The organism is Blautia sp. An81 (genome assembly GCF_002161285.1).
Classification (GTDB): domain Bacteria; phylum Bacillota; class Clostridia; order Lachnospirales; family Lachnospiraceae; genus Blautia; species Blautia ornithocaccae.
In genome coordinates this window covers 21,369-45,194 of the sequence record NZ_NFHH01000025.1, presented here as the reverse complement: position 1 = coordinate 45,194, position 23,826 = coordinate 21,369, and the positions used below count along the sequence as shown (strand labels likewise).

The window sequence follows — 23,826 nt, the reverse complement described above, 5'->3', positions numbered from 1 at the left end:
TCATTCTCCCAGCTCCGTATATTTTTCTTTATGTCCGTATGCTTTTTCTACCGGATACTTTTCAGCGTTTTTCTTCACCTTTTCCTGAATGATCTCGTCCAGATCCAACCCGCAGGTATCTGCCATTAAGATACAATAATTCAGTACATCCGCCAGTTCTTCCCTGACCTTGTCTTTTTTCTCATCACACCAGACATCATCTGCACTCCATTGAAATACTTCCAACAGTTCGGCCGCCTCCAGACTGATGGAAATTGCCAAATCTTTCGGGTTATGAAACTGTTTCCAGTTCCTATCGTCTCTAAACTTCAATACTTCATCTATTGTCTCCTGTTTCATATAGACCTCCCCTTTTTTCTTACTGTACATCTATATACTGTGAAAAATATTCTCTCAAATCAGGATCACATATATAAAGATATGTGCCTTGAATTCCTCTGGTCATCAGTACATAATAAATATGTTGAATATACTCTAATAGTTCTCCATAATCTGCTGTTTTTTTACCGTTTTGATCAAAATACTCTTGTGGTCGAATGATGATACGTTTTTTATCTGTATCATAGCCTATTTCATTTCCCATAATTATAAAGCCATAATTCAAATCGTATCCCTGAGTAGAATGTATACAGCCCACTTCATCAACGGCTTCTTTCGAAAGGACCCATCCCTCTGTACAATGATTCCATTGTTTTTTTATTCCCTGAATTTCAATATCGTATAATGACTTATTTTTTTTACTGATCCAATCCCAGGCATATCCTGCCGCCATTCTTACTAACTGAACTTCTTTTTCTTTCTGATACATCAGCTGATTAAATTTTTTAAAGTCTGTCACTATTTTCAGATCATAATTTGAGAAATTCTTCTTCTCTTTCACAGTTCCAGATAATAATTCTTTGACATAAGAAATATAGTCATTTCCACATCTTACTCTCATCTGGGTAAGGAGATTAAAATACGTTAAAATACGTTTTGATTGATCATTCTTCATCTTCCTACGAAATCTTTGTACATCAATTCCCGATGGTCCTACCACTTGCATTTCGTCATAAAATAGTATGGGACATTTGCATTGGTGCAGAATCCAGTCTAATTCGTCACTTTCTGTAGTTAATCCTATGCGCTCACAACATGCCTTAAAGGGGCCCATATATGAAATATTCTTATATTGATGAAGCCTATGCGCTTCATCCACAAGCAAAATATCGTAATTCTGTTTTGTTACATCCGACGGAGATAAGATATCTGATGCTTTTAGTCCATAAATGCTTTTAAAAATCCCTTTCAATGTTTTTCTTAATGAAGTCTGAGGTACTACAAAACCAATTTTTTTATCTCTAAACTCATCACTGTCTCTCAAATATTTCATTAAAAAAATTGCAACGATTGTCTTTCCACTTCCAGGCATCCCATTTACAACAATTGTTTGATTATCTTCCTTTTTTAAGGAATCCATAATTTTATCCACCGCTGCTCTCTGATCATTATTCAGCTCCTTGAACGGTGAATATTTAAACAAATCAGAATTTTCAAGTTCTTCCAAAGAATGCTTAACTAATTTTGAGCGCTGAAGACTTCGCCACAAAACATGGAATTTTTCATCATATTCTTTTTTTCCGTAATATTCTTTATCAGCCATCCCAGCATTTTTATTACGAACCTCATATAGTTCATCCGCAACAATATACTGAATGAGTTTCGATTCATAATCGAACGTAACTGATTGATTAAATTTCGAAGAATAGATGAAATGTACTTTATCAAAAATACGCTTATCTATAGAATGATAATGTTGAGACATGCGATTTATCACATGATTAGATTGCCCGATATATGCCTGTTTGCCATTTTCTAATATGTAAAGCATTGGCCAGTTTGACAGATAACTTTCTTCTCCATATTTTTGTTTTTTAAAATCACCTTCTGTTATCTTAAACATACTTACCACCTTGTTCCAGTATCATCTTTCGTTAAAAAAATAATAACTCTCTTGTAATATTTTCTCCGAGAGAGCCTCCTATTCTACGTGAATATATATCTTAAATTTTATCATAATAACCATTATTTTTCTATATAACTGAATGCTATATTATATACTTTATACACGGTAAATAGTAGGTACCGCAATACCTGCTATTTACCGTGTACTTTATTTTTTCAAAAAGATGAAAGATAAATGGAATCAGGATAACTACAGAGGAAAAGCCCCGGATCAAGCCGGGGCCTTTATCTACGGTCTGCGATTCTAATGAATATTCTATTGTCTTTGACGAACCTGATATTTCGTTTCGATATTATTAGTTGCATAACCTCTTTCTCTTAATCCATTAGTTATCTCTGAATAAATATCATTACCATTTGAATCTTTTATGGTAATAATTAAAACAAATTCTTGCGATGGTACATACAGCCCATTTCGTGGAGTTAAGTCAACTCTAAGTTTCCATCCGTCCTCTAGGCGTATTCCTCTGCTTAGTTTTCTGTAATAGGATTTTATAGGACTCCATTTAAACCCGTGTTCTACTCGCGCTGCTTCAAATTTTTCATCCCACTTTGTTTCAAGAGGAACTTGTCCTTTATAATCAGTTTTTCCGCCATCTATGTATGAATATGTTCCAAAACTAACATCAATATTAGTTCTACAATATTCACGACCATATTTCGGGTCAAGAGGCGGTAAGTAGGCAAGGGTCATTCCTATTTCACCAATATATTTGTTGTTTTTGATAAGAGACTTTGGATATGGGAAATCATACATTTCCAGATGTGAACCCTGAGATATTTTTTGTTTGAAAACAAGCGTTACGCAATCTTTACTGCATTGTAAAATATCTTGTGTATCAGCAGAAGGAATCCCAAATCCATAATATTTAATATTGTCAGGATGTTCATCCAACAACTCACGAGAGTTCATTCTGGCAGAATGTATTAACATTGCTTTAGCAAGGAGTAAATCAGGCTCGATCATTTCTTCATATATAGAGGCATATTTCTGTAACGATCGAGGAGTTGAATAACTTGTACCATTACCCTCAACTATTTTTCCGCCAGAATCTAATCCTTTTACTCCTAAACCATCAATTTTGTATGATGTAGAACAATTACCACCATAATCAACAATGTCAGGCTTAACAATATAGTTGGCGCCAGGTCCTCTTCGGCTAAAAGGTGAAGGCTCATTAAATTTAACAATCGAATCTGCGGAATCAAATAAGGCAACAGAACCTACTGTTATAGCACGAATAGAATCAGCTGGTGATATAAGGCGGTCATGCTCTCCAATACCTTTTTGAGGTGGCCAATTTCTAAGGGGCAGGCTATTTACATTTCCACTAGAAACAAAGACTTGTACATGGTATGTGTCTTGAATATAATCTAAAAACACTCCTAAATCAGACATTGAACCATCACAAGGTTTATTTTCAATGCCTAGAGATAAATTCCATATTTTAGTAGTAGACGAATATTTCTCCATTACTTCTTCAATAATCTCCATCAGATCATCTTCTGTAATGGAATCAGTTAATCCAAAATCTTTATCACTATTTGGAATGGCAACAATATCTACAAATTTAAAACGGTAAGCTGTGGATGCAGAAATATTATTTAAAACATTTCCATATTGTATAGTCGATGCAATAAATGTGGCATGTTGTGGATTTTGATAAACTTTATTTACATATTCTTCACGTGCAACAACATAAGGCTTTAAAAATGGATTATCGTCACTTATTCCACCATCAATAATTCCGATGGTAACATCGCTATCCCTGTACTCAGAATCCAATAAGGTTTGTAATTCAGTCGTCGAAAAATCACTCAGAGGAAGAGAGTACTCTTGAAAAAAACTAACAGTTTTTACTCCGTTAATAGAAGCCAGTTTAATAATATCATCATAAGAAGTAACTTCCATTTTCAAAAATTTAATCTGATCACCATATGAAATAATTTCATATTTATCTTCAAAATGGAGTAAACATAATTTTCGTGTCACATAGTCCCAAATTTGTGCATTATCAAAGTCATCATCAAAATCAAAGACTTTAAGTTTAATAACTTTTTTAATAGAGTTAAAATCTTCCTGTGCAATAGACTGGAGTGTTGGTGAAATTTTTTCTTCTGGCGTAATAGGTTGAATATCAACTATCGCGGTCATGTTGGCTTGAAATTTTTGTGATGGTGGGTTTTTTACCATCTCTATTGTTTCCTGAATGTTTTTTCTATTGACCTTAATATAGAGTTCATCTAAATCTTCGCTACCGATAATTGGACAATTCCTACACAGATCAGATGGTTTATGTGATTTTGCAATAGCTTCAGGTTTTACCGTTATTTTCCCCACAGCGGGAATTGCTTCATTCTCATTAAAAACATCTGAATAAAAAGATAGCAAAGTTTCAAATTTGTTAGTTATTTCTTTTTTCAACTCCGGAGTTACTTCTCCAAAAAATTTTATTTTTCCGCCCCCAGTATTCGGAACAATATCTGTTGTTTTGGGAAGAACTAACTTTATTGGTAGATTGTTTTCGCTCATAATTAAACCTCCTTCACAAGTTTTTGAATAGTTGTTTTTGAACTACCTAAGATGTCAGCGATTGTCTGTAAACTAAAAACTTTTGAATCTTTGTTTCGTAAATATTTTGCCTTGATTTTTAATAATTCTCGTGAATCATTACAGTTTTGAGGAATAATATTTTGGGTAATAAACAGTTCTTCATAAATACTAGATACGCTAAAAGGAGAGTTATGGATAACAGAATTTCTTATGGATTTGGTTATAATCTCTTCTATATCAGAACCACTTTGTCCATCCAGTAAAGTTGAAATTTCTAAAATTTCCTTTTGGCTAAATTCGTATATACCATTGGAAAATAAAGTGACTAATTCTACAATAGCGTCTTTATCAGGCAATTCTATTTCCAATTTATAGTCAAATCTTCTCCATATTGCAGGATCAAGTAACTGCTGATGATTGGTAGCTGCTAAAATTAAGCTGTCTTTGCTCATTGTATCGATATTCTGTAAAAGACTATTAACAACGCGTTTCAATTCTCCAAGCTCGTTGTTATCATCTCTAGCCTTGGCAATAGCGTCAAATTCATCTAAAAATAATACACAAGGCATTTTTTGTGCAAACTCAAACAGGCTACGAATATTTTTAGCAGTAGTACCGAGGTATGAAGAAATTAAACTATCTAACCTAGCAACAACGAGTGGCAAATTTAATTGTTTAGCAATTAAGTAGGCACATTTAGTTTTTCCACATCCAGGCGGTCCATATAACAGCAGTGAGTTAGATACATTTATTCCAAGAGAATTAAGTTTATCAGCATTTTGATAACTTAAAATAAATGAGTCTAATTTTTCCTCATTCCGTTTTGAGAGAATAACCTCAATATCATTTTGATATGGGTAAATAATATCAGCAAGGTTCATCCTTGATTCAGTATCTACAGGAATAGAAATAGGATTAGAAGTATTCATAGGAGTCAAGGCTGTCTCGGCTTGAGCAGATAATAAACGCTGAAATTTAGTTGCAGAGCGGGAATCATTATCCTTTTCCAATTTTGATACTAATTGTTTTGTATAATTAATAACTTTGGTTTGATCGTGCTTTAATGCACCTTCTATAATCTTGCCAATTTCAATAGAATATTTCATTATTACACCTCCCATCTTATTATAAAGGAACGAAACAGAAATGTAAAGAACGAATGATAGTAATTTCGGAACGAATTCAAATATGCATGTACTTTATATTGTATTCCAGGAACGTTTTCGAATAATGCATAGGCAAAATCCCTCTATAGTGGTCTGCCCGCTGAGAGGCATACAGAGGCAACAGAAAAGGGATACTGCTATAAAACAACATCCCTTATCCTGTCCAATATTCAATTTAAGCAAAATCCCTGTCTGTTGCTGTCCGCAATGCCTTGTTTTTACTGTTCTTTACGACTATCCTTATCAAAATCTTGCTAACTAAGACTTCATGGCTCTAATACGGTGGGACAAAACCACTCTAAACAATCCAAAATTCAACTACATTCCCCCACCACTGGATTTTACTCCAGTAGCGAGGCTTCTTTCTAAAATGGAAGAGATGTTCTCATTAAAAATTCTTGATCATCAGAAACTGACTCCACATTAAAATAAGGATTCTTATGATAAAAAACAGCTTTTTCTCGTTGAACATAGAACATACATGAGGTTCCCTGCACATTTTTATCCTTGATATACTTACGATAATGAAGCAGGCAATCATCTCCGATTTCTTCATCAGAAATATACCTACCAAGGACATTTATATTTGTATCTCCAGTTACAAGAATCGTGTTAAACGGGCTCTCATGCGCAAATACATCCTCTCCATTATCATTTACTAAAAGAACATAGATTTCATCCGGCATAGCATCGAATGTAGTTTCAGCACTAATATATGCATAGGATAAATCTTGACCTGGTCGATCTTTCAATTTTTGTTGACGTACCCCCGTGATGTTGTGTCGTCTGTTTTCTGTATAAATATCCTTTACATACTCAGCTTTAAATACATTCAGAAAATCTTTCCATGAATCCTTAAGAAACTTGAATGAGGCTTGCAATTGGTCATTTAGTTCCTTTTTTTCATGCGACTCACCCTTACGGAAAAATGAGCCAATTTGTGTTGTATTAGGGCTTCCTAGAATACCCATCGATAATTTATTTGCTATATCAGCTGTATGTTTAGTTCTATTGTTAATTGCTTCAATATACCGGAACTCTGTCGAATTACTTATATTATCTAGCCATGTGTGCATCTGTGGAAATGATGTGCTATATGTTTGCTGGTCAAAACATTTGATCATCATTTGGATATCACATGAATCTACTTTTTTACCTCGATTAGCAAGAAGTCCTGCATTAATTATTTGACTTATAGAATCAAAGCTATTCATGATGTACTGAAAAAAATCTCGTAAAAGCTTATCAAACAAAAACCAAGGGTCAACCTTTTCACCGGCTACTCTTACTTCATATGTAGGTGAATTTTCAGTTGTTACAGATAATCGCTTTACTGGTTTCCCTTCCTCAGTCACGTCATCCACAAGATCCGCTGAAATATCCTGTTGCCAACGAACAGTCTTCATAGTCATTTTCTTAATTAAACTATCGATAGTATTTGCACAGTACTCTACAGTAGCTATATTTTTTTCAGTGTATTCCATAAACTGCCATGCAGAGAATATTTTATGTTCTATTAGCTCTCTTTTTAATACATCATCAATCATGCTTAGTCCTCCTTCTTCATATCTTCCATTTTCATCCTCTAGCTACTACATCTTATCAAGCATGCGCTGCAAATGTCTTGATTGCATAGACTAGTACAACTGCTGTTGGTATTGAAATCAAAGTAGCTGCTGCTGGCCATCCATCAAGGGAAATAGAAAGCGAAGAATTCTTTGCAACCTCTGATGCACTTTGTGACCAATTTTCATATGTCCTTTCATTCATGTTATCTCACTCCTTCTACAGTCCTGTAATCTTGTCTTCTGTATTATTCAAAATAACCAAAATATGCCTGATGGCATCCATCGCCTCTTCATCTGACCTTTCTAATAATTTTGCAAATTTAGCAACTGCCTCTAACCGATCTTCCATAGGGAATCGATTGTCTGACGCATTTGGTGCTGCAACTTCTGTATATACCAACAATCTCTTTCCTACTACATACTGGTCATAACGTCCGTTACATCTCTTAAGCAAATAATTTGCTACACCCTTAAGATGTGGCCCAATTGAGAATGACTCAACTCTATCTTCCGGTATTTTCATCTCTACTACAACCTTATCCTCACCATAAATCATCGGTGTTTGGATTTGTACATCATGACGAGAATAAAGATTTAAAGATGCACTTCTTACTCCTTCTCGAATATCATGAATAGCATCGATAGCCTTCATTGAGGAATCTGCAAATTCTATCTGTATGTTTTTTGAAACTAGCATGTTAGTCTCCTTTCTATAATATTTATTACCAGTTCCGATAATCTTTCTACGCTCAGTATATCACCACGCCGCATAAGTGTCAATATCTTTTATTACCATCACTTGTAAAAATATTATTGATATTTTGTAACCAAAATAATATCAGCCAAAATCGACGTCTTAAGGGCTATACAACATTAAATTATATTAAACAGCAAGTCTTAATTTCCAATATTTTAATTTCTTTTCTTCCTTTTAGTTGATTTACCACAATTTCAGGCACAAGCAGAGACACCTCATGTGAATATAGAACTCAGCAGATTTTCCCATGCGTTAACGGCAAAAACACTGATCAGATTTTATATATACCCCAAAAACATCATAACCCTGCCATTCATCGGAATGTCTTTAATTAATAAGATGGATTAAATTACTAATGACTTTTGCCTACAACTCGACACTGTCACGTAGCATAGAAAACTCCATCTAAAAGGTATCAAAGATACCCTACAACACTTTCTTATCGTTTGGGTAATCAAACGGCTGAACGCTGACAGTGGATCTTTTACATCCTGTAAACTGAAATCATTTACTTTTGGATTTTATCAATATCTGATTGATTTAGGTTTCCATGCTTATTACTGCCCATTTTACTACACCATTTACTACACCATTTTAGCAAAAAATGACGAATTTTGACGCTCTCAGACAAAAAGTAAGAACCCGCAAAAACCTTGTAAAATAAGGCTTTACGGGCTCTGACACCACAGGACAAAACCACCCCAAACGAGCCAAGAGATGAGTGCTAATTGCAAATAGCCATTTTCCGCGGCCAGCAGGGCCGCATTTCCCGGCCAGACAGGGCCATATTAAACGGCCAGTTTTAGAGAGTGGTACAGGGGTGCAGGGCAGAGAGGGACTCCACCCTGCTAGCCTGTAGTGATTGTTGTTCCAGAAGGCTATGCCTTCTCAATCAGTACGGTAAAGCCTGTAGTCAGCCTGCGCCGTATTCCGTCAAGTTTGCCGTAGCACTCCTTCTCGTCACTCAGCTGGTTTCCCCACTCATCTGGTGAATACTGACAGGTGAAGAGGGTGGAGGTTCCAAGGTCATCCCGAAGTTTTATGAGATGGTATAGGATCTTGATCCCTTCCTCGGAATACCGGCTGATAGCAAAGTCATCAATGAACAGCAGCTGGATCCGCGCATAGTACCGGATCCTCTTACGGTACTTGTTCAGGTCTTCCTGCCGGTTGAGGACGATCAGTTCGTCCAACAGATCGCTATAGTCTACAAACTTACAACGGTAATTACGCCTGCACGCTTCTACACAACAGGCAGACAGGAAATAGGACTTACCAGCACCGGTGACTCCATAGACTCCCACATTCTGCCGGTTTTCAGCAAAGTGGAATGTCAGGACCTGTTCAACAGTGGCATCATTATAAATGCGTCCGTTACCGGTTTTCAGGTTCTCGGCTACCGCTCCTTTGTTGATCAGGCTGCTGAGTCGCAGATTGGTTTCAAACCGCTTATTGAGGGTTTCTATGTATTGAGGCTCCAGGACTTCACGGATGAACTGCAAAGCGGTATAGCTGCCCAATTCGGGGCTTTCAGACAGCTCCACAAAGCGCTGGGCAGCCACCGGCAGGGATAGTGTGTCCAACATCTCATAGATATCGGTAGTCTCATTCTTCATTGCCGGCCTCCGTTTCCTGACGCTTCAGCAGGTTTTTAAGGGAATACTTGCTGTCATCATCTTTGTAGGCGCCGGAAACGGCCGCAGCAGCCTCTTCTTTAGTTTTGCTCTGTGGTACCGTATTCTGCGCTGGCTCCTTATGGTAGGTTGAGATTGTGTTACAGATATAAGAGTAGTTGCATCTCCCAGCCAAGACAGCGTCTTTACAGCAGCGTTCGAGAGCTTCCGGTGAGTACTTTTCCGCATATCGCAAAATACCAAAGCAGCTTCGGAATGACTGTACCGGATAGGCATATTTCTGAATGACTGTATCGATCAAAGCCCGGGTTCTGGGGCCGATAGCAGATGCTTTCTGCTGGAAATAAGGGACTGTCCAATAGCCATAGTCTTTGTATTCGGCGGGCATATCCGAGGGGATGATCACCCAGTCTTTCGGCGTGTAGCTGCGCTTATGCGTCCGAATGAGATCTCCGTGTTTATTATAGACATAGATCTCTTTTTCCCCTGCCCGGATCTCAAGTTCCTGTCGCAGATATTTCCGCGGCATGCTATAATGGACCTTGTCGAAGGTGAAGGAGAAATCCTGTGCTACTTTAACAGTCTTTCGTTCAAGGTATTCGAATCGGCTGGGCGGAAGTGGCAGGAGAGACTCCTTCTCTTCTGTTGTAAAGAGATCGTACCGGGAATAGGTGAGGCCATCAAAGGGCTTCCGGTTCTCAGCATCCACCCTTTCCATCAGGACACGGTTTAAATCATCCAGCGAATAAAAGACCATATCCTCCATGTCCACGAGGATGTGCATGGTAATGATCTTTACGTGGCCTTCCACGACTGGTTTCCAGCGGGGTGATTTTACTTTGGCCGGGGTTAATACCGTATTGTTATGCTCTGCCCATGCCTGGAAATCTTTATTCAGGACAGGGCTGATCCAGTCCTTGTTCCGGGCAACTGCTACTTTACAATTATCCGGGGTGACTGTCGGCGTCACGCCGCCAAAATAGGCCAGCGCATTATTGTTGACCCGGATCCAGTTCCGGATATCACATTCGGTCATTCCCTCAGCGTAAAAGTAATCACTGTAGGTGAGGGCTGCGATAAAAATGGTTACCTTTGTGGTCTCTTCCGGGTTCCGGCGGCTATGCAGATAGAGCTGTTTTCCCGCATAATCCAGTTCGAGATTGACGCCGGGATAACGCTGGATGTGGAAGGTCAGCTGTTTGGAATCCGCCCATTCGCTGTAACGTCTGCAGTACTGGCGGTAGCTCATTGGCTTCTTTCCATCTACGACACCTACAGCATTGTATTTCTGCCACAGATGCTTCAGGGTTTCTCCTTTGCGGGCCAGAGCCTTATAGACAGCTTCCTTGTTGAAATCCCGGTAAAGGAGCTGATCCGCCGATACACCAGGCTTTTTATAAAGCATGTTTCCGATGTATTCATTCGTGACATCTGCCGGTAAAGGGTATGAGAGTTCCGGATTCTCTCTGAACCGCTTCAGGAACTCGTTGACAGTTGTTTTGCTGCAGTCGCCGCAGCTTTCGGCGATTTCGCGGCTGCTGAGATGATTCATAAAGTGAAGCCTAAGTACTTTTTTGTAGTCCATAATTGAACCTCCAGTTATGATATTTCCCCTTGAGCAGGAGATGCTTATATTATAACTGGAATTTTGGCCGTTTAATGTGTCCCTGGCTGGCCGCCATTTAAGTCACAGAGTGGCCGCCGAATATGGCACAGGTGGCCGTTTTGGCTGGCAATCTGCACTAATTTTTTTAAGATTTTTTTAGAAAGCCTGAAAAAAGCTTGATTTTACGGGCTTTCTGAGCATTTACAACTTTTTAATTTGCTTCAAAAATGACTTACTACACCATTTTTACACCATTTTTTTAAAACGTGGAATTTAACTCTGCACTGGAATTTAAAATTTCAAGTTAGCTATTGTTCTAATAAACATGTTCATCAGCTTTTAAAAACTTTTAGATTTGATTGTCGCTAATGCAGCCTTATCTTCTTTCGTCAGCCTAACTTGGGTAGTTTTTTCAGCACCTTAGGCGGTATCCCAGCACATCCTCTGTATTGCGATAGAGGTTGATGCGAAATCCATTCTCGATATCACGGAACTCCGGCTCACGCAGTCCATATTTTCTCATGGCTTCCATCAGCTTCGGAATGCCGCTGCCCCTCAATCAAATTCATATAGGAGAATGCATGCGCAAGCACGCTATTTTGTATCTTAGAATATCCCTCTTTTATTATGTCCAGCGTCATGCTGGGCATAATACCACCAGGAGAGGTGATTTCCACCCTCCCATGGTCATTTCACTACACCATTTCCGTAAAAAACCACACCATTTGACGCTCCCAGACAAAAAGTCAGAACCCGAAGAAACCTTGTAAAATAAGGCTCCACGGGCTCTGACACCACAGGACAAAACCACACGGCAAAAAAACAGTGCTTTTTTATAAATTGATATCCTCTTATTCCCGTTCAATACGAATCAAATTGTGAAAAACATCAGCACAATCTTGAGTTTTCTTTATTATTTAATGGTCTGATTCTATCATTAATATATATGAGACCCATCCGCTCTCCACACCCTAATCCTATATTGATCATAATCGTAAACATAAGATAATAGGTATTTTAGACATTGCTCTGCTTCACAAAAACAATGATCTCTGCCCTGTTTAGTTGCCTTTCAGATAAAGCGGTGTTTTTCATCTTATCTTGGGATAAATTTCGCTCTGACCAAATACTTGTAATCACAATAATTCGACTTCTCAAACATTTCATCCAATTGTAGCTGTATATGATAATTTTTTCTCAAACACCATAATACTACTTGTTCACATTTTTATGCCTCCTGTTTTAATTTCTTGTTTAAATAATTCCTAAACTTCTCAATTACACAAGCAAATTTCCTCGATTTTATAAGCTTTTTTCAGCATTACTTGTGTAAATGCTTGTGTAAATCTTATTTTTCTTGTTTAAATTTTGATACTAAAATCCAAGAAGAAACCTGCTTATTACTTGAATCCGTAGTAATAATATTTTTTCTACGCATAGAAGAAAGTAAATTTCGTATTTTATCTTCCTTTTGTTTATCTTCCATTACTTCCGGAAGTTTATCCCAAAGTAGTGTCCTGATATCTCTTTTTTTTGCCTTCCCATATTGTTCAAGATATTTTACTATTAAATCCTTGTAATACTTATCATCAAATGCCTTATTTTTTACATACTGGGTTTTTTCGCCAATTGTCTCTGAAATAGTAGCTGAAAGAAAAATATTGGGCATTTTCCCTTCTATAACCTTTAATTTTCTCAAATGTTTTACCGCCGACTTGTCAATCTTAATTCCTTTTTGCACACAGTCGATCAAAAACACTGTTTCTAAATCAAAATCAGGATTTTTAAATAATATTTGTGAATAATTTTCATCAAGTATTTTCCCATATACACGAACCCTTACCTGCTGTTTATTAGATAAATCATAATCGGGAAGCGGAAAATACCGTTCCTTTTGAATCCGAAACACCCTTCTGATGCCAGTTGATTGAGAATCTATCATATTGAGCTTTACCATTGTCTCTGCCAACAATTGGTTTCTATAAAAAGGTGGGTTATACGCCGGATCCAAAATTGGTTCAATTTTTCCAGGTAAAAAAGAACCAGGATTAGTCAGAATTATTTTATCTTCATATTCATTTAGATATATTCTCCCTCCGTAAGTATATTCTGAATGAGCGATACAGTTGTTCAGTAATTCTCTAAGGATCCACATATCATACTGTTTTGTCTCCGTTGGAAATAAGGTAAGTTGATTTGGCATATATCTATATGTCAGGTTCCTGATCTTGCCGAAAAGTCTTTCACTTAAAGTAATATATGGGATTTTAAAAATCTCATAATCACTTACCTCATTTCTGGAATCAAATACTCTCCATGAAGCTTCAGGAACAGTTTTAAACAGATAATCATAATCTTCATTCCCTAGAAGTAACATCGCAGCATTAGTAATTTTACCGTTAATTATTAATTTCAACTTTGTTAAAAACTGCTCATCTGTCATCCTATCGACTTCTTCACTTATATAGGATTTATTCATTTTCTTCTTATAATTCTCTCTAGCAAGAAGAATGGCTTGTTTATTTAAATGTTCAAGTTTTGCTTTAGGAATCGTCTGCTTAGACCAGTCCTTTTTTTCCTGTCCACGGATTCGGTCTATTTCTTCAACCGACAAGGCGCCTAATGATTCCCCATTTCGTCCATAAAAGTGATCGTACCATCCAGTCGGCGTGGCTGTAGTAGCTGCAGGAATTTGAAATAATATAACCCGTTTCTTCTCCCCCTTGACAATCGGAAAAACTTCATATATTTCAATAAAAGAAATTCCTCCAGTAGTTCCTATTGATATTTCCTGTTTTAAAGCATCTAACCCCTTACTGATCCTGTATTCCGATCCAACAATTGCCTTATCCTTATTTCTTACTCCGAACACCAGCCAACCATGCTGCAAACTTTTAAGATTGGCTTCATTACTAATTGCCGAAAAATACTGTCCGATTTTATTTTTATCATAATCTTTTCCTGCTTCTTTAAACTCTACCACTTCTGTTTCCCAATTCTTTATAAGTCTATCAAGAACTGTACAAAGTTCAGAATTACTAGGTTTGCTTTCCAGCCACAAATCCATCTTTACATCTCCCCTTCTATGATTACTAACTCTTTATCTTTTTCCCTCAATAGCAATACTTTATAATTCACTTATCTTTTCTGTATCTCATAAAGAAATCACCTGCAAAGCATAATCCTACATTTAATTTTATCAGAACTACTGTCTTACGCCAACAAATATTTCTATTTCAAGTCAGCTTCAATTCAACTTTAATTTTTCAGGATTTCTTTCTCTCGCACTACACCATTTACTACACCATTTTCTTTAAAATTGATGATTTTTGACACTCCCAGACAAAAAGACAGAGCCCGCAGAAACCTTGTAAAATAAGGCTCCACGGACTCTGACGACACAGGACAAAACCACCCGCCACACGGCAAGAGGTGAGTACTAATTTTTTCATGTTTGTAGGGCCCCATTAAATGAAATACTTATTTCTACCTTTTTATCTTACGAAAGAGTCTTATACAATCATAGCCAGCCAATATTCTTATATTTTTCCGAATTTCAGGTGGATTTTTTTCTTATAGATAAGTAAAAATAATGCCGCCAATGTTACCACTTACTTACCGATCCGCTTTACTTATTCCGTAAATATGTTTGATTTATAGCTTGGCCTGTTTTTCCACACCTAGTTAGCTGTAGCTCCCATTTATCCAGCAGCTTCTCCCCCTTACCAGCTGCATCTTCCGCAGTTCGTACATGGGATACAGCTTTTCTTTTTGATTTTCGCTTCCCAGGGCAGGATTTCCACCAAAGACGCTTCTGATCTATGGATTGTCCACTGCTGATTTCGCACCTGAAAACAGATTTCCTCTCCGTCAATTCTGATCTGTACCGGATCAATATGGATTTTTTCCGGATGCATGCAGCTTTGATAAAAAACAGGTGAAATTTCCATTTTTCCGTTTCTGATCCGGAACGTATGAGAAGCAGTGATAATTAAAAGTTTTCCGTCTTTTTCTTCTCTGATTTCCGGCGGCGGCACACAAGGATAGGGATACTCCATATCTACTTTAATCATTCCAAGCTCTGTCTGCCTTTCCACTGCTTTTCTTCCGGTTCCCGTCTTTTCGCCATCTGATAAATTATCTTTACCTTTCATTGTCAGGATTTCCTTTCAGCTTTTCATTTCTTTTTCCTATTATATCTTATTCCTATAGGGTAAACCACTAATTTTCTCTGTATATAAGATAACCTTAAAATGAATAATTAAATTTAAAGTAAAAAAGGGAACTGCCCCATTAAACATGTATCAGAAATATTTCCGATTTTGCTTAATGTAGCAGCTCCGCTCTTTATTTTATACTTATTCGGGAAGGATTATCACTCAATAGCGATTGTCTTTTTCTCCTCCACAGCTTTTGCGTCCTTTTTAGGAATGCTGATCCTCAGGATGCCATCTTCATATTTTGCCTTCACATCCTCCTGGGTGATGCCGTCTCCTACATAAAAGCTTCTCTGCATAGCTCCGGCGTAACGTTCTTTCCGGATATATTTACCTTTCTTATCTTCCTCGTCTTTATCCAGACCCTTAGAGGCTGAAATCGTCAGATATCCATTTTCCAGACCGATATGAATCTCATCTTTCTTAAATCCCGGAAGATCCACATCCAGTTCTTATCCTTTATCATGTTCCCGAACATCTGTCTTCATCATGTTCTTAGCATTCTTACCATACAATGGATTCCTTTTTCCCCAGAAAGCTTTATCAAAATCATCCATCCAATCATCAAATAAGTTTTCTCCAAAAATACTAGGCATTAACATAAGTCATATCTCCTTTCAACAGACATATAAAATATATATCAGCACTTCGGAAAACCTCAGTGTAGTTTTCTAAACTCCGGAAGCTCTCTTTTTTATCTCTCTTCCTTTGTTCTAGTTGTAATATAACACATATTATTAGCACTGTCAACCCCTGAGTGCTAATAATTTTTTTATTTTTTTGCAAACCCAGTAAAATCAATGGTTTGCAAGTATTTTCCACTCTTGAAATTGTCATTTTTCTTAGGTTTGACACCAATTTGACACCAATTTTTTCTTTTCTGGTGTCAGAAGTTCACTGCCATACTATCCAGCTTTGCTATCTCGTTTTCAATCCTTGCCCTGTCGCCCAAGTGGTTATACACTTCCATAGTCACATCAAAATGAGCGTGTCCCATAATGTACTGCAATACCTTAATGTCCATACGGCACTCTGCCATTCTCGTGCAGGCTGTGTGTCGCATAACATGAGCGGAAACCTTTGGAAGCAGTTCTGCTTTCCTGTGTTCTTTCTTTGCTTTTTGGACTTCCGCTTTGTTATAAGCGTCCACAATGTTATACAATACACTGTTTACACCATAAGGCATAAGCGGTCTGCCGGATTTAGCAGTGAAAACAAAACCAGAATATCCGTCCGCCTCAAAAGACTTATCTTTCGCCAGCATGAAGTTGATTTTCCTCTGTTCTTCAAATGCTTTCTGTACTTCCTGCGTCATAGGTATCACACGAATACCAGAGTCTGTCTTTGGAGTAGAAATATGGAAGCGACAGCCGTCTCCATAATTCTTGTAAATAAGCTGGTGGTCTACATTCAAGCGTCTTGCTCTCGTGTCCACGTCTTTCCATGTAAGACCGATCAGCTCTCCACACCTTAACCCTGTGCCTATCATAATCGTAAGCATAGGATAATAGGTATTGTAGACATTGCTCTGCTTCACAAAATCAATGAGCTTTTCCTGTTGTGAGATTGTTAACGCCACACGTTCCTCTGCTGGTCTGCCATAATCACTGATAGAACCTTTTGCTGGATTTTTACGGATAATATCATCATCAACCGCCATTTCCAACGCAGGAAAAATCATGTTGTTAATATACTTGATAGTAGAATGAGCATATCCAGCTTTGGACAATTTTGAATAGTAGGCTTTAATGTGAGAGGGTAACATCTGGACAACTTTAATGTTGCCGATTTCATCTTTCACCCGATTATTCCATACACGAATGTAATTCACTCGTGTAGGCTCTTTCAGTTCACGGGTCGCCATGTATCGCTCGAACAAGGTGTTTAACGTCATTTTCTTGATTGCACTGTCTGTCAGAATGTTATCGTCCATATCCTTTGCAATCTTTTTTTCTTTCTCTCTAAGCTCTGGTAAATCCTGTGCGTAGATTGTACGACGTTTTCCTGTCCTTATATCTGTAAAACGATAACTGTATCTGCCGTCATTACGCCAGCTTTCGCCCTCTCTTAATTTTCTCCCTTTCGGGTCTTTTCTGCTAACTGCCATGAGAACCATTCCTTTCTTGTAGCCCTCTTTTCATGTTCTCACAGCGTGGTTTGCCTATAAGTAATTATACCATATTTCCGCAAGAACATAAATAGAATACTGTACTATTCTGCAAGGTAAAGCAGATATTTTTTGACCCTTTCCACGGAGTAAAGAACCCTGCGACCTATGACAATTTTTGCTTCTGCCTGCTCACCGATTTTCCTTGCCGTAGCATGACCGCATGAGAGCATAGCAGAAAGCCCCTCTATATCAACAGTAATCGGCTGGCTGGTTTTTCGCTCTTTTGTCTTGTTCATATATCAGCAAAATAAGCATATCAGTATCACTTATTTTGCAACACCCCCTTTCCTGTATTTTTGGAAGCAGACAGACGGCTCTGGAAAAGCTCCGCTGGTATCTCAACCAATCTCATTCCTATGAGCAAAACCACCTCTGGGACGTATCATTATCCTGTGAATACAGGTCATGGCGGGGCGACTTTTCCAAAGGTCGCTCTCGGATCACTGCGTGGATCGCTCGCTCTCTTTTGGAAAGGTCATGGCGTACAGTCCCCGTGGCTCGCTATATCACAAACGTATCTGTCTGCTTTATTCAGTTTTCAAAGACCACAACGGCTTATACGCCTGTCAAAACCTATATGAAGTCATATGGGTTTTGATAGATATACAAACCACAGAGAGGACGCAGGAAAGGGGATAATGCGTCACTCTGCAATAGGACGTTGGTTTATGCTACTTTGAAATTAAGTACCTGCTCAATCAGTTTTGCTTCCAGACGGCTACGCATATCCTCGTCAACGCTGGTGTGAGGATTGCCGTATTCGTCAATGCTTGTTCGCATGGACAAGCGGGCAATGTATGGCTCATAATGGCATAACACAACATTCATAGCCAGAATATCGCCCTGTGAAGCGGTAACGATAACAGGGTAAGGCAATAAGCCATTGCCTTTATGTACCGCTTTATTCTTCTTCATACTGTTTTTCCTCCATTCTTTTTCTGACTTTTTCAAATCCTCTTTGACGCTTATAGTTCACTGTACGGCGTACAATTTTCAGCAGGTCGGCAATCTCGCCGTCGTTGAAGCCTAAACCGTAGAGCAACAAAATAAAGCGTTCTTCCTCAGAAAGTTCCTGCAACGCTTCACTCAACAGCTCATTCTTGATTTTCACGTCGTAGCCCATGACTTTGTAAAGGTCATAGTCCGTGGAATAATCATCATAAGTCGAGAGTTCCGCAAGCTGTTCTGGCGTGAGTTCTGAAAAGGAAATCTGCAAATCGTTCATACGCTGGTAGTGCTTCTGAATATTGATTGTTTCATTCTTCAAAATCTTCTTGCAGTAACAGTCAAAGACTTTCTGAACATCTTCCGGAGAAGTGGGTCTTTTCACATTTTCACCTCCTTTCGTTTGTCAAAAGGCGGTGATTGTAACCGTTCCTTCCCCCTTTCCGTCATTAATACAAATGAGAGGATATGAACTGGCAAAGTTTGAAAAAGAAATCCAGAAAAAGTAAAAAAGCCCAAGAAGTTTTGATAACCTCGTTGAGCTTTAGCGAATATAATCGACAAATATTGAGGAAATTCTACACGGAAATAGCTGTAAACTCCCTTAACATGGATTAAAATTTTTTTGATGATTTTCTTTTATGCACTCCTGTCATTCGTAATCCTCCCTTGAAGAAACCGCCTTGCCAAAATAAGGCAAATTTCAACAGAATAAGCATAAAAGATAAATCCGTCCTAATTCCGTCCAAGTTCCTGTTTTTTGGCAGGAACTAAAAAAGGCTATCACACACAGCAAAAATGCCGTAATTGCGATAACCCTGTGTATCAGATAATCTCTGTATTTTCTTTAATGAGCTGACGAATATCGTCCTGCTTTGCTGGCGGTACTTGACTGATGAAGTCTGCCAGCCATTTATCTCTCTGTTCATAGACGTTTTCATCATCATAATAGGCTGGATAGTCTTGCAGAATGTCAAATTCCCTGTCAGCCCGTTCCGCTTCATTGCACGCCAAGTCCAAATGTTCACCAATCAATTCCTGTGTATAGGAAGTATAGCCCAGAGCCATAGTAATATAGGTGATACGTTCAAGATCTGTCTGTGTCATGGCTTCCTTGCCCGTCAGTAAGTTGTAGTCATGCTGTCCGCATACGGACAGAAACACTTCCTTTTGCTTCTCCGCTTGTCCCATAATAGCCACTCCTAAATCATTAAAATTTTAGCTGTCTGCTGGCAACACAGATAAATTCCTCTGGTGTAGGTGTACTGTTGCCAAACAGACGCTTAAACTGTGCCTGCTGTTCTGGGTCGTCACTGTTCATTGCGTCTATGATTTTCCCCTGTATCTGTTCACGGACTTCTGAAGCAGATAGCCCATGCAGGCGAGCCATTTCTTTTATCATTTTCCTGCTGTCCCTTTTACTGAATTTCATCATACGTTCAGAACACCTCTTTTCTCAAAATTGATGATATATTTCAAAAAAATCCATCAAAAAATATAGTGCGCAAATGTTTCATCTATACAGACTATTATATTACACTCTGTGAATAGTTACAATAATGAAAAGCAAGAAAGGAGAGGGAAACTGTGGAAATAGACTATAAAGCAATCGGACAGCGTATCAAGATAGCACGAATTAAGAAAGGAATAACACAGGAAGCCGTCGCAGACCTTATAGATATTACCCCAGCCCACATGAGCAACGTGGAGACAGGGAAAACGAAAGTCAGCCTGCCGACATTGATTGAGATTGCCAATGCTCTTTCCGTATCAGTTGATGTTCTCCTATGTGATAATGTACTTGCTTCACAAAATATTTTCAAGGGAGAATCAAAAGAGATTTTTGAGGATTGCGACGAATACGAAACCCGATTTTTAGTTGACCTGCTGAAATGTGCAAAATCCGCCATGCGTAGGGATAAGGAAGTAAGAAATCAGTTCAATAGATAAAACCGTAGCGTGCAGATCACAATGAATTGTGAAATACAGCTACGGTTTTTCTTCTCCACTGAATTTATATCCCACACCCCAGACAGTAATGATATATCGTGGATTGTCTGGGTGTGGTTCTATTTTCAGTCTTAGCTTTCTAATAAATGAGGAAAGGTTGCTTGCGTCTGGTGTATTGTCATAGCCCCACACATTTTCGTAAATCTGTTCTTTTGTGAATACCTGTCCTTTGTGGCTGGAAAGGAAATATAATAAGTCAAATTCTTTAGCGGTCAAATGTATTTTATTTCCGTTGGTGTCAGTAACAGTACGAGTAAAACAATCTAAATCTAAACCTTTACATTTCTTGCTTAGAGAAACAGGTGCAGTACACAAAGTATTAGACAGCCATTCTACCAACTGATTAAAAACAGCTTCTTCTTTCTCTGTAAATTCTGCAACTAATATTTTCCCATGTATATCACTCCGCTACATTTTTTTAAGAATTGCCTTTATTCTAAATCTCCAATTCTATTTTTGCAGGACATAATAATCAGTATAAGTCTTTTTATCATGTCCACCTATCAATTTTTCTTCAGAAGCAACGAAACCTAACCGGACTATTGCCAATTTTCTTTCAGAAGCAAAATGAGGAACTTTTGTTGCAATTATCTGGCAATTAAATAATTCAAACACTGAGGGCACGATAAGCGATAATATTTCAAAAATACTTTCTTCCTGTTCATAATCGCTTCTCAAATCAAGTCTTAATAACCCACAGTTATTAAAATAATCATCAGCTTTCCGATTAAATACTTCAATCGTTCCTATTGCTTTGTTATCTGTTTTTGATACAATAGTCCAGCGAACAAAACCTTGTCTGCCATACTCCCACAGCCAATATTCAATTGCTTGTTCCATTCTGGTTTCAGTAGTATAATGAAAGTCATCTCCCCCGCAATTATCACTATTGAAAAATGGTACAGCTTTTTCATCAGAATATACTTTTAATAAATCTTCCTTGTCCTTTTTACTTACCATTCTTAACATATAGTTTTCATTCTCATATTTAGGACATCTTTCATATGGGTTCAACATAAATGCACCTCCGTTTTTATTAACACTATATCACGGTATATATGACAACAGTATGTCATAGTTATTTGTATAAAGAAACAATTTTTGAAGCTACTTTAAAAAGGCGTTTACGTATTTCTTTTGGTGCAATTACCTCAACATCATCACCTAATGACAATAGCGTACCAAGCCAGAACTGCTCATTTTCCACCACGGTCAATTTCATGAACGTGTTTCCATTCGGAAGGTTCTCAATTACGCTCCCTTTCAGATATTCTTGAACCCGCGACCGTGCCTTTTCTTTACATTTTACAACAACATCTATATATTGACGACAATCTGTTTTATCAGACTTTTTCAAAATACTTTCTGGAGCGTCATGTTCTTTTGTAAACGGGATATCCGTAATTTTTAAATCCCTCATCCTTACCAATTTATAGGTACGATAATCGTTTTTTATTTTAGAGTAAGCAAGAAGATACCAAGCGTACCACCTGTATAAGACTGCAATCGGCTCTACACTGTGTACACGAGTTTCATTGTTATTATTCGTATATATAAAATCTACCATACGTTTTTGAACTATGGCAGTTTGCAATGTTTGCAGAGTAGCTTGCTCACCTTCTCGTAAGACAGAAAAATCTAATATAATATTCATATTGTTTTGATTAAATATGTGAGATATTTTTTCTAATGTATGTTTTGCATTTTGATCATTTGTAGCCGAAACCAATCCTTTAAGCGCAGTCAAAATATAAGAATAATCATTTGAAGTGGCAAGATGTTTATCAAGTTTAAACTGCGAGGATATTTCATAACCACCTGTTGCCCCAGTTACTGAAATAATCGGAATTCCGGCAAGACATAATGAGTCAATATCTCTCTGGATAGTTCGCACGGAAACTTCAAAATATTTAGCTAATTCATTCGCAGATGTTCTTCCATGATTGAGAAGATAGACGGTTATCGCATAAAGACGTTCTATTTTCATTTACTCATTCCTCCTAATTTCTAAAATGTATTATATCTTAATGAGCCTTTGTAGTTCAATAAACAGCCAATATAATCTGTTATATCTTGTTATGAGATTTCTTATTCCTATCTTTGTTCTTATAAGCAGTTAGTAAAATATACTTGTGCAAACTTTATAAACGGATAAGGTGAACACATTCAAAGGATTTAATTAAAATACTGTAACCACTGTTAATAGACAATAATTTTACAAAAAGATATACTTTAAAAAAACAGGCTTGCTTATCAATGTATTCCACGAAGCAAGCCTGTTTTACTTATCCTTGAATTTTCCAGTTACTATCCTTATGAAGCGTCAGCTCATATTGTGATACCTGTGTCGCCTTTGTCTGATTATCAATGAATTTTACAGCTACTTTGACTTTCACATTATCGCCGTCAGCCGTAAATACAGGATTGACAAGCTCGGAATAGAGGTAGTCACCGTTTATCGGTTCAAGAGCATTTCCCTCTACATAGTAGGCAAGCTCCTTGTCCGTTGCGGTAGGGTACAGCTTGAAGAACGTTTCCAAAAATGCCGTAGCGTCATTGACGGTGTCAGCGTCCACGCTGTTGTCTGCTTCCTGTGCTTTTGGTTCATAATCGGATTTTTCCATAGTTGAGGCAAGGGTCGGGTTCTGGATAATCACCATATCCCCGTCAGCGTCCACATGAACAATCACGGTATAGGTTTCTGATACATTCCTTGTCTGGTCGCCCTCTTTTATCTGCTGATCTACTTCGTAGGTAACAGTAAAAGCGTCCTCCCCAGACTGTTCCACGTCCCAGATAAATACGTCCGTGACCGTGGAGCTGGTCGGTATATCCGTTCTCACCGTATCAACATTCAAATCCTGCAATTCCTGTGTCAGATAAGCACTGATAGACTGTGTCCTTGCTTCGATAGCTTCCTTGCTGTTGCTCCATGTGTAATAGGACTTCGCAAAGTTCTTGATAAAATTTTCTATGCCGTTGGTGTCATTCAAACGGAGCTGTATGGTTTCTATCTCATGCGTGGTGTGCTGGTCGATAGCCGTAAAATTCTTATACACCCCAAAGCTCACGCTTGCGATAAGCACCACCCAGAGGGCAATGACGGACTTCTTATGCGTCCCCACTTTCATAGTGCGGATTTTCTTTTCCTTTATCGGTTTTTCTTTCTTCTTGAACATGATATTTCCATTCCTT

The 23,826-nt window shown here is 37.9% G+C and carries 23 protein-coding genes and 2 pseudogenes; 1 reads left to right on the top strand and 24 read right to left on the bottom strand.

What is annotated here, in order from left to right:
• The 20 genes and pseudogenes from B5G33_RS16930 to B5G33_RS16835 all read right to left on the bottom strand — a co-directional run bounded on the left by B5G33_RS16930 (nt 1) and on the right by B5G33_RS16835 (nt 20,056).
• Nucleotides 1–339, bottom strand: coding sequence for a nucleotide pyrophosphohydrolase (locus B5G33_RS16930; RefSeq protein WP_087418468.1), 339 nt, complete (start codon nt 337–339; stop codon nt 1–3).
• 19 nt (nt 340–358) lie between these two features.
• Nucleotides 359–1,942, bottom strand: coding sequence for a DUF2075 domain-containing protein (locus B5G33_RS16925; RefSeq protein ID WP_087418467.1), 1,584 nt, complete (start codon nt 1,940–1,942; stop codon nt 359–361).
• A 318-nt stretch (nt 1,943–2,260) separates the two neighbouring features.
• Entirely contained in the window at nt 2,261–4,537 is a 2,277-nt protein-coding gene (locus tag B5G33_RS16920) for a S8 family peptidase (RefSeq protein WP_087418466.1), read from the bottom strand.
• 2 nt (nt 4,538–4,539) lie between these two features.
• Nucleotides 4,540–5,664: an anti-phage ATPase IteA gene (iteA, locus tag B5G33_RS16915; protein ID WP_242974743.1), complete on the bottom strand. Its 1,125-nt coding sequence runs from the start codon at nt 5,662–5,664 to the stop codon at nt 4,540–4,542.
• Between the two features lie 425 nt (nt 5,665–6,089).
• Entirely contained in the window at nt 6,090–7,271 is a 1,182-nt protein-coding gene (locus B5G33_RS16910; protein ID WP_087418465.1) for a hypothetical protein, read from the bottom strand.
• Between the two features lie 55 nt (nt 7,272–7,326).
• Nucleotides 7,327–7,494 (bottom strand): hypothetical protein, encoded by a 168-nt coding sequence (locus B5G33_RS21435; RefSeq protein WP_158229642.1) that lies wholly within the window; start codon nt 7,492–7,494, stop codon nt 7,327–7,329.
• Nucleotides 7,495–7,509: 15 nt separating this feature from the next.
• Complete coding sequence (locus B5G33_RS16905) at nt 7,510–7,989, bottom strand: hypothetical protein (RefSeq protein WP_087418464.1); 480 nt, start codon at nt 7,987–7,989, stop codon at nt 7,510–7,512.
• Nucleotides 7,990–8,927: 938 nt separating this feature from the next.
• Nucleotides 8,928–9,665: an ATP-binding protein gene (locus tag B5G33_RS16900; protein ID WP_087418463.1), complete on the bottom strand. Its 738-nt coding sequence runs from the start codon at nt 9,663–9,665 to the stop codon at nt 8,928–8,930.
• Nucleotides 9,655–11,268 carry an IS21 family transposase gene (gene istA / locus B5G33_RS16895; protein WP_087418462.1) on the bottom strand — a complete coding sequence of 538 codons (1,614 nt, stop codon included), beginning with the start codon at nt 11,266–11,268 and terminating at the stop codon, nt 9,655–9,657. Before istA ends, B5G33_RS16900 begins: the two co-directional genes overlap by 11 nt.
• Nucleotides 11,269–11,701: 433 nt before the next feature.
• Nucleotides 11,702–11,930, bottom strand: a pseudogene (locus B5G33_RS16890) (ATP-binding protein).
• Between the two features lie 707 nt (nt 11,931–12,637).
• Nucleotides 12,638–14,356, bottom strand: a complete 1,719-nt coding sequence (locus B5G33_RS16885; RefSeq protein WP_087418461.1) for an ATP-binding protein — start codon at nt 14,354–14,356, stop codon at nt 12,638–12,640.
• Between the two features lie 191 nt (nt 14,357–14,547).
• A complete protein-coding gene (locus B5G33_RS21430) occupies nt 14,548–14,691 on the bottom strand; it encodes a hypothetical protein (protein ID WP_158229641.1) in 144 nt (47 codons plus the stop codon).
• 320 nt (nt 14,692–15,011) lie between these two features.
• Nucleotides 15,012–15,443: a hypothetical protein gene (locus B5G33_RS16880; protein WP_087418460.1), complete on the bottom strand. Its 432-nt coding sequence runs from the start codon at nt 15,441–15,443 to the stop codon at nt 15,012–15,014.
• 221 nt (nt 15,444–15,664) lie between these two features.
• Nucleotides 15,665–16,108: pseudogene (locus B5G33_RS22650) on the bottom strand (Hsp20/alpha crystallin family protein).
• Between the two features lie 284 nt (nt 16,109–16,392).
• A complete protein-coding gene (locus tag B5G33_RS16865) occupies nt 16,393–17,613 on the bottom strand; it encodes a tyrosine-type recombinase/integrase (protein ID WP_087418458.1) in 1,221 nt (406 codons plus the stop codon).
• 104 nt (nt 17,614–17,717) lie between these two features.
• Nucleotides 17,718–17,912, bottom strand: coding sequence for a hypothetical protein (locus tag B5G33_RS16860; RefSeq protein ID WP_058692537.1), 195 nt, complete (start codon nt 17,910–17,912; stop codon nt 17,718–17,720).
• Nucleotides 17,913–18,342: 430 nt separating this feature from the next.
• Nucleotides 18,343–18,591: a helix-turn-helix domain-containing protein gene (locus B5G33_RS16850; protein ID WP_087418456.1), complete on the bottom strand. Its 249-nt coding sequence runs from the start codon at nt 18,589–18,591 to the stop codon at nt 18,343–18,345.
• Nucleotides 18,578–19,006, bottom strand: coding sequence for an RNA polymerase sigma factor (locus tag B5G33_RS16845; protein WP_087418455.1), 429 nt, complete (start codon nt 19,004–19,006; stop codon nt 18,578–18,580). The genes B5G33_RS16850 and B5G33_RS16845 overlap by 14 nt, the downstream gene beginning before the upstream one ends.
• Before the next feature lie 440 nt (nt 19,007–19,446).
• The gene (locus B5G33_RS16840; protein WP_087157911.1) at nt 19,447–19,812 is read right to left on the bottom strand and encodes a hypothetical protein; all 366 of its coding nucleotides are present in this window, start codon (nt 19,810–19,812) and stop codon (nt 19,447–19,449) included.
• Between the two features lie 19 nt (nt 19,813–19,831).
• Nucleotides 19,832–20,056 carry a hypothetical protein gene (locus B5G33_RS16835; RefSeq protein ID WP_087157910.1) on the bottom strand — a complete coding sequence of 75 codons (225 nt, stop codon included), beginning with the start codon at nt 20,054–20,056 and terminating at the stop codon, nt 19,832–19,834.
• A gap of 152 nt (nt 20,057–20,208) precedes the next feature.
• On the opposite strand from B5G33_RS16835, the gene B5G33_RS16830 reads away from it, so the two are divergent.
• Nucleotides 20,209–20,571 carry a helix-turn-helix domain-containing protein gene (locus tag B5G33_RS16830; protein ID WP_087418454.1) on the top strand — a complete coding sequence of 121 codons (363 nt, stop codon included), beginning with the start codon at nt 20,209–20,211 and terminating at the stop codon, nt 20,569–20,571.
• Between the two features lie 39 nt (nt 20,572–20,610).
• Here the strand turns inward: B5G33_RS16830 and B5G33_RS16825 are convergent, their stop codons facing one another.
• The 4 genes from B5G33_RS16825 to B5G33_RS16810 form a co-directional block, all read right to left on the bottom strand.
• A complete protein-coding gene (locus B5G33_RS16825; RefSeq protein WP_242955870.1) occupies nt 20,611–20,970 on the bottom strand; it encodes a winged helix-turn-helix domain-containing protein in 360 nt (119 codons plus the stop codon).
• A 111-nt stretch (nt 20,971–21,081) separates the two neighbouring features.
• Nucleotides 21,082–21,648, bottom strand: a complete 567-nt coding sequence (locus B5G33_RS16820; protein WP_087157907.1) for a GNAT family N-acetyltransferase — start codon at nt 21,646–21,648, stop codon at nt 21,082–21,084.
• Nucleotides 21,649–21,709: 61 nt separating this feature from the next.
• Entirely contained in the window at nt 21,710–22,618 is a 909-nt protein-coding gene (locus tag B5G33_RS16815; protein ID WP_087157906.1) for a helix-turn-helix transcriptional regulator, read from the bottom strand.
• 298 nt (nt 22,619–22,916) lie between these two features.
• On the bottom strand, nt 22,917–23,810 hold the full coding sequence (locus tag B5G33_RS16810) for a conjugal transfer protein (RefSeq protein WP_087418453.1): 894 nt from the start codon (nt 23,808–23,810) through the stop codon (nt 22,917–22,919).
• Nucleotides 23,811–23,826: the final 16 nt, after the last annotated feature.

Excerpts from the sequence above, each read along its gene's own strand:
- B5G33_RS16930 (WP_087418468.1), bottom strand. The coding sequence starts at position 339 with ATGAAACAGGAGACAATAGATGAAGTATTGAAGTTTAGAGACGATAGG.
- B5G33_RS16925 (WP_087418467.1), bottom strand. The coding sequence starts at position 1,942 with ATGTTTAAGATAACAGAAGGTGATTTTAAAAAACAAAAATATGGAGAA.
- B5G33_RS16920 (WP_087418466.1), bottom strand. The coding sequence starts at position 4,537 with ATGAGCGAAAACAATCTACCAATAAAGTTAGTTCTTCCCAAAACAACA.
- iteA (WP_242974743.1), bottom strand. The coding sequence starts at position 5,664 with ATGAAATATTCTATTGAAATTGGCAAGATTATAGAAGGTGCATTAAAG.
- B5G33_RS16910 (WP_087418465.1), bottom strand. The coding sequence starts at position 7,271 with ATGATTGATGATGTATTAAAAAGAGAGCTAATAGAACATAAAATATTC.
- B5G33_RS21435 (WP_158229642.1), bottom strand. The coding sequence starts at position 7,494 with ATGAATGAAAGGACATATGAAAATTGGTCACAAAGTGCATCAGAGGTT.
- B5G33_RS16905 (WP_087418464.1), bottom strand. The coding sequence starts at position 7,989 with ATGCTAGTTTCAAAAAACATACAGATAGAATTTGCAGATTCCTCAATG.
- B5G33_RS16900 (WP_087418463.1), bottom strand. The coding sequence starts at position 9,665 with ATGAAGAATGAGACTACCGATATCTATGAGATGTTGGACACACTATCC.
- istA (WP_087418462.1), bottom strand. The coding sequence starts at position 11,268 with ATGGACTACAAAAAAGTACTTAGGCTTCACTTTATGAATCATCTCAGC.
- B5G33_RS16885 (WP_087418461.1), bottom strand. The coding sequence starts at position 14,356 with ATGGATTTGTGGCTGGAAAGCAAACCTAGTAATTCTGAACTTTGTACA.
- B5G33_RS16880 (WP_087418460.1), bottom strand. The coding sequence starts at position 15,443 with ATGAAAGGTAAAGATAATTTATCAGATGGCGAAAAGACGGGAACCGGA.
- B5G33_RS16865 (WP_087418458.1), bottom strand. The coding sequence starts at position 17,613 with ATGGCAGTTAGCAGAAAAGACCCGAAAGGGAGAAAATTAAGAGAGGGC.
- B5G33_RS16860 (WP_058692537.1), bottom strand. The coding sequence starts at position 17,912 with ATGAACAAGACAAAAGAGCGAAAAACCAGCCAGCCGATTACTGTTGAT.
- B5G33_RS16850 (WP_087418456.1), bottom strand. The coding sequence starts at position 18,591 with ATGAAGAAGAATAAAGCGGTACATAAAGGCAATGGCTTATTGCCTTAC.
- B5G33_RS16840 (WP_087157911.1), bottom strand. The coding sequence starts at position 19,812 with ATGGGACAAGCGGAGAAGCAAAAGGAAGTGTTTCTGTCCGTATGCGGA.
- B5G33_RS16835 (WP_087157910.1), bottom strand. The coding sequence starts at position 20,056 with ATGATGAAATTCAGTAAAAGGGACAGCAGGAAAATGATAAAAGAAATG.
- B5G33_RS16820 (WP_087157907.1), bottom strand. The coding sequence starts at position 21,648 with ATGTTGAACCCATATGAAAGATGTCCTAAATATGAGAATGAAAACTAT.
- B5G33_RS16815 (WP_087157906.1), bottom strand. The coding sequence starts at position 22,618 with ATGAAAATAGAACGTCTTTATGCGATAACCGTCTATCTTCTCAATCAT.
- B5G33_RS16810 (WP_087418453.1), bottom strand. The coding sequence starts at position 23,810 with ATGTTCAAGAAGAAAGAAAAACCGATAAAGGAAAAGAAAATCCGCACT.